At 65.1% G+C, this 5,037-nt stretch carries 3 protein-coding genes; all 3 read left to right on the top strand.

The window, feature by feature from the left end; translation table 11 throughout:
* The first annotated feature begins 229 nt into the window (after positions 1-229).
* The 3 genes from clpB to NA2_RS17930 all read left to right on the top strand — a co-directional run bounded on the left by clpB (position 230) and on the right by NA2_RS17930 (position 4,982).
* The gene (gene clpB, locus NA2_RS17940) at positions 230-2,851 is read left to right on the top strand and encodes an ATP-dependent chaperone ClpB (RefSeq protein ID WP_008598509.1); all 2,622 of its coding nucleotides are present in this window, start codon (positions 230-232) and stop codon (positions 2,849-2,851) included.
* Between the two features lie 24 nt (positions 2,852-2,875).
* A complete protein-coding gene (locus NA2_RS17935) occupies positions 2,876-3,226 on the top strand; it encodes an MmcQ/YjbR family DNA-binding protein (protein ID WP_008598508.1) in 351 nt (116 codons plus the stop codon).
* A gap of 262 nt (positions 3,227-3,488) precedes the next feature.
* Positions 3,489-4,982 (top strand): L,D-transpeptidase, encoded by a 1,494-nt coding sequence (locus tag NA2_RS17930; protein WP_008598507.1) that lies wholly within the window; start codon positions 3,489-3,491, stop codon positions 4,980-4,982.
* Positions 4,983-5,037: the final 55 nt, after the last annotated feature.

Here is a 5,037-nt window from a genome sequence, read left to right as displayed (position 1 = left end):
CCCCCCGCCGCCATTGTTTTATGCGCCGTCCGGTCCGGCCCCACCATCCCCGGCAGTGAAATGCCGTGGCGGTCATCTTGCCGAAGCCGGGCGCTGTTCCCATATCCCAAACAGTTGGGCCTGCCTGTCCATAGCCGTGATAGTGTTCCACACTGCGGCCAAAAGGGGGTCCGTCACCTTGGTCATTGCCGATGCCGCAAAGCGGGTCGGCATGGGAATGGAGACACGCATGAACATTGAAAAATACTCCGAGCGGGTGCGCGGTTTCATCCAGTCGGCGCAGACCCTCGCACTTTCCGGAAACCACCAGCAGTTCGCCCCCGAACATCTTCTGAAGGTGCTGGTCGATGACAGCGAAGGCCTGGCAGCCTCGCTGATCGAACGGGCCGGTGGCCGCGCGCAGGACGTGCGGCTGGCGGTCGACGCGGCCCTGAAGGCAATGCCGCGGGTCGAGGGCGGCAACGGCCAGCTCTACATGGCGCAACCTCTGGCGAAGGTCTTCTCCACCGCCGAGGACATCGCGAAGAAGGCCGGCGACAGTTTCGTCACGGTCGAGCGCCTGCTGATGGCGATGGCCATCGAGAAGTCGGCCAAGACGGCGGACCTTCTTGCGAAGGCCGGCGTGACGCCCACGGCGCTCAACCAGGTCATCAACGACATCCGCAAGGGACGCACCGCCGATTCGGCGAGCGCCGAGCAGGGCTATGACGCCTTGAAGAAATATGCCCGCGACCTGACCGCCGACGCGCGCGCCGGAAAGCTCGATCCGGTGATCGGCCGCGACGACGAGATCCGGCGCACGATCCAGGTGCTGTCGCGCCGCACCAAGAACAACCCGGTCCTGATCGGGGAGCCGGGCGTCGGCAAGACGGCCATCGCCGAAGGGCTGGCGCTGCGGCTGGTCAATGGCGACGTGCCCGAATCGCTGAAGGACAAGCAACTGATGGCGCTCGACATGGGCGCGCTGATCGCGGGGGCGAAATATCGCGGCGAGTTCGAGGAACGGCTGAAATCCGTCCTCAACGAGGTCACCGCCGCCGAGGGCAACATCATCCTCTTCATCGACGAGATGCACACGCTGGTCGGCGCCGGCAAGGCCGACGGCGCGATGGACGCCTCGAACCTCTTGAAGCCGGCGCTGGCGCGCGGCGAACTGCATTGCGTTGGCGCGACGACGCTCGACGAATATCGCAAGCATGTGGAGAAGGACGCGGCGCTGGCCCGGCGCTTCCAGCCGGTCTTCGTCAACGAGCCGAGCGTCGAGGACACGGTGTCGATCCTGCGCGGGCTGAAGGAGAAGTACGAGCAACACCACAAGGTGCGGGTGTCCGATTCGGCGCTCGTCGCCGCGGCGACGCTGTCGAACCGCTACATCGCCGACCGGTTCCTGCCGGACAAGGCGATCGACCTGGTGGACGAGGCCGCGGCGCGGCTCCGGATGCAGGTGGATTCGAAGCCCGAGGCGCTGGACGAGATCGACCGGCGAATCATGCAGCTCAAGATCGAGCGGGAGGCGCTGAAGGCCGAAAAGGACGAGGCGTCGAAGGATCGGCTCGGCAAGCTCGAGAAGGAACTCACCGGCCTCGAGGAAGAATCGGTCCGGCTGACCAGCTTGTGGGCCGCCGAGAAGGACAAGCTCGGGCTCGCCGCCGATCTGAAGCGTCAGCTCGACGAGGCCCGCAACGAACTCGCCATCGCTCAGCGCAAGGGCGAGTTCCAGCGCGCCGGCGAGCTGGCCTATGGACGCATTCCCGAACTGGAGAAGAAGCTGGCCGAAGCCGAGGCGCAGGGCGACGAGGAAGGGCCGGGCGGCATGGTCGAGGAGACCGTGACGCCGGACCACGTCGCGCACATCGTGTCGCGCTGGACCGGCATTCCGGTGGACAAGATGCTCGAGGGCGAGCGCGAGAAACTGCTGCGCATGGAAGACGAGATCGCGAAGCGGGTCGTCGGCCAGGGCGAAGCGGTGCAGGCCGTGTCGAAGGCGGTGCGGCGCGCGCGCGCCGGGCTGCAGGACCCGAACCGGCCGATCGGTTCGTTCATGTTCCTCGGGCCGACGGGCGTCGGCAAGACGGAGCTCACCAAGGCGCTGGCCAGCTTCCTGTTCGACGACGAGCAGGCCCTGGTGCGCATCGACATGTCGGAGTTCATGGAGAAACACTCCGTGGCCCGGCTGATCGGCGCGCCTCCGGGCTATGTCGGCTACGAGGAAGGCGGCGCGCTGACCGAAGCGGTGCGGCGCAGGCCGTATCAGGTGGTCCTGTTCGACGAGATCGAGAAGGCGCATCCGGATGTGTTCAACGTGCTTCTGCAGGTGCTGGACGACGGGCGCCTGACCGACGGGCAGGGGCGCACGGTCGATTTCCGCAACACGCTGATCATCATGACGTCGAATCTCGGTGCCGAGTATCTGGTCAATCTGGGTGAAGACCAGGATGTGGACCAGGTTCGCGACGAGGTCATGGGTGTGGTCAAGGCGTCGTTCAGGCCGGAGTTCCTGAACCGCGTCGACGAGGTGATCCTGTTCCACCGCCTGCGGCGGCAGGATATGGGGCGGATCGTCGAGATCCAGCTCAAGCGGCTGGAGCGGCTCCTGTCCGACCGCAAGATCACCCTCGACCTTGATGCCGAGGCGATCGAGTGGCTGGCGGAGAAGGGGTACGATCCCGCCTATGGCGCGCGTCCTCTGAAACGGGTGATGCAGAAGGAGCTGCAGGACCCGCTGGCCGAGAAGATACTGCTCGGGGAGATTTTCGACGGATCGACCGTCAAGGTCACCGCAGGGTCTGATCGCCTGAATTTCCGCCCCCGCCGGACGGCGGGCGCGGAGCAGGCCGAGCAAGCGGCCTGACAACTTTCACGGAAGGGAAGGCAGATGCGCTTCGAGGATTTCAATCGTGTCTGCGCTTCCCTTCCGCACACCACCCATGTGGTGCAGTGGGGCGGGTCGCAGGTCTGGAAGGTCGGCGGCAAGGTTTTTGCCATAGGCTCGGGCGGCGAAGATCTGGCGATCTCCTTCAAATGCTCGGAGATCGCCTTCGACATCCTGAAGGAACAGCCCGGCCTGCGGCCGGCGCCGTACCTCGCCTCACGCGGCATGAAGTGGATCCAGCGGCAGACTGCGGAAGCGATGGACGACGATGCGCTTGCCGACTATCTGGCGGAAAGCCACCGCCTGGTCGCCGCCGGCCTGACGAAGAAGGTGCGTGCAGAACTGGGCCTTTAGAGCAGTTCGTCGTTCCACGAAAACGATGAACTGCTCTATCTCGTTGTTTCCCGCATTTATGCGAACGTCAGGTGATTCCACCTGACTGCAAAATGCTCTGGACGCTCCGAGGATAGCAGAACGCGGATTCTGGCCGTCTGCCATCTTCACGTCCGGTTCATCAAGCATGGTGAATAATTCGTCAAATCGGCGAATCGCCGGTGCGGTTCGCATTTTCGCGCGATTGTGCCCGTGTGATTGCTTGGAACGAGGGGCGAAGATCTTGAAGTTACATCTCCTGACGATTCTCTGCCTGGCCGCCGGACAAGGTCCGGTTCTTGCCGCGCAGCCGGAGAGCGATGAGAGGCATTTCCGGTGGGCGGGCCAGCCGCGTGCGGACGCTGTGCAGTTCCTGCCCGCGCAGGCGGCCGGCGATCGACCGGTGCAGCTCGCCCAGAATTATGATTTCGACGTCTATATCGACCAGTACGGACGTGAGATCATCGTCGATGCCGCCACCGGGGAGGTGGTGGAGATCCGTCCGCCCGTCGCGGGCGCGCGTCGTCCCGCCGCTCCCCGCTCCCGTCCGCGGGAATTCGACGGCCAGGTCTATGATTTCACCGATCCGCGCGAGGTCGACCGCTATCGCCGGGACCGCAGCAACGGCCGCGACCGGAATGCCGCGCGCGCCGACGATCCCTATTCGCGGCGCTTTCTGGACGATGTGCCGGTCTACGAGGACCCCGGTCCCTATCGCGAGCCGCCGGTCCAAGGACGGGAACCGATCCAGCGCGCGCCGCTCGAGGCGCCCTCGCGACAGAACGAGATGGCGTCGGTGCCGCCGCAGGACGGCGTGCGGCAGGACGATGGTCTCGGCGGACCCGCGCAGCGCAGCACGCTGCCGGGCGAAAGCGCCGTCGTGGCGCCGACCGGCGCGAGCGAGGAGGTGGCCAACTTCCAGGTGCTGCTCGACCGCATGGGGGCCTCGCCCGGCGTGATCGACGGGCGCACCGGCGACAATGTCAACAAGGCCATCCGCGCCTATCGGGAAATCACCGGCGAAACCATCAAGACCTACGATCCCGAGTGGATCAAGGCGGAGCTGGAGCGCACCGGAGGGCCTGCCTTCCAGGATTACGTGATCACCTCGGCCGATGCGGCGGGGCCCTTCATCGCCTCGGTACCTGCGGATTACAGCCAGAAGGCGCAGCTGGAAGCGCTCTCCTACACATCGGTGACCGAGATGCTTGCCGAGCGCTTCCACATGGACGAAAAATATCTCATCGCGCTCAATCCTGGGGTCAATTTCAACCGCGCGGGCTCCGTCATCCGTGTCGTCAATCCGGGCGACAGGCTGAAGGCGCAGGTGGCGCATATCGTTGCAGACAAGAGTGCCAAGCAGGTGCGCGCCTATGGCGAGGACGGCCGGCTCATCGCCGCCTATCCGGCCACGATCGGTTCGGCGGACACGCCGTCGCCCTCCGGTTCGCACACGGTGGCGCGCATCGCCGTCAATCCGGAATACACCTACAATCCTAAGATCAACTTCAAGCAGGGCCAGAATGACAAGGTCCTGCGGATACCGCCTGGCCCGAACGGCCCGGTCGGCTCGGTGTGGATCGCCCTGTCGAAGCCGACCTACGGCATCCATGGCACGCCGGATCCCTCGAAGATCGGCAAGACGGCCTCGCATGGCTGTATACGCCTGACGAACTGGGATGCGGAGGAACTGGCCAAGCGGGTCAAGACCGGCGTTCCGATCGAGTTCGCGGAATAGGATTGCGCCTGGTCTCCGCATCCGTGCGGAGATCAGATCGACCGGGTCCGGTTTC

It is taken from the genome of Nitratireductor pacificus pht-3B (genome assembly GCF_000300335.1).
Lineage (GTDB): Bacteria > Pseudomonadota > Alphaproteobacteria > Rhizobiales > Rhizobiaceae > Nitratireductor > Nitratireductor pacificus.
Note: the sequence above shows the minus strand (reverse complement) of the source record. Positions and strands in the feature narration are given on the sequence as shown.

Excerpts from the sequence above, each read along its gene's own strand:
- clpB (WP_008598509.1), top strand. The coding sequence starts at position 230 with ATGAACATTGAAAAATACTCCGAGCGGGTGCGCGGTTTCATCCAGTCG.
- NA2_RS17935 (WP_008598508.1), top strand. The coding sequence starts at position 2,876 with ATGCGCTTCGAGGATTTCAATCGTGTCTGCGCTTCCCTTCCGCACACC.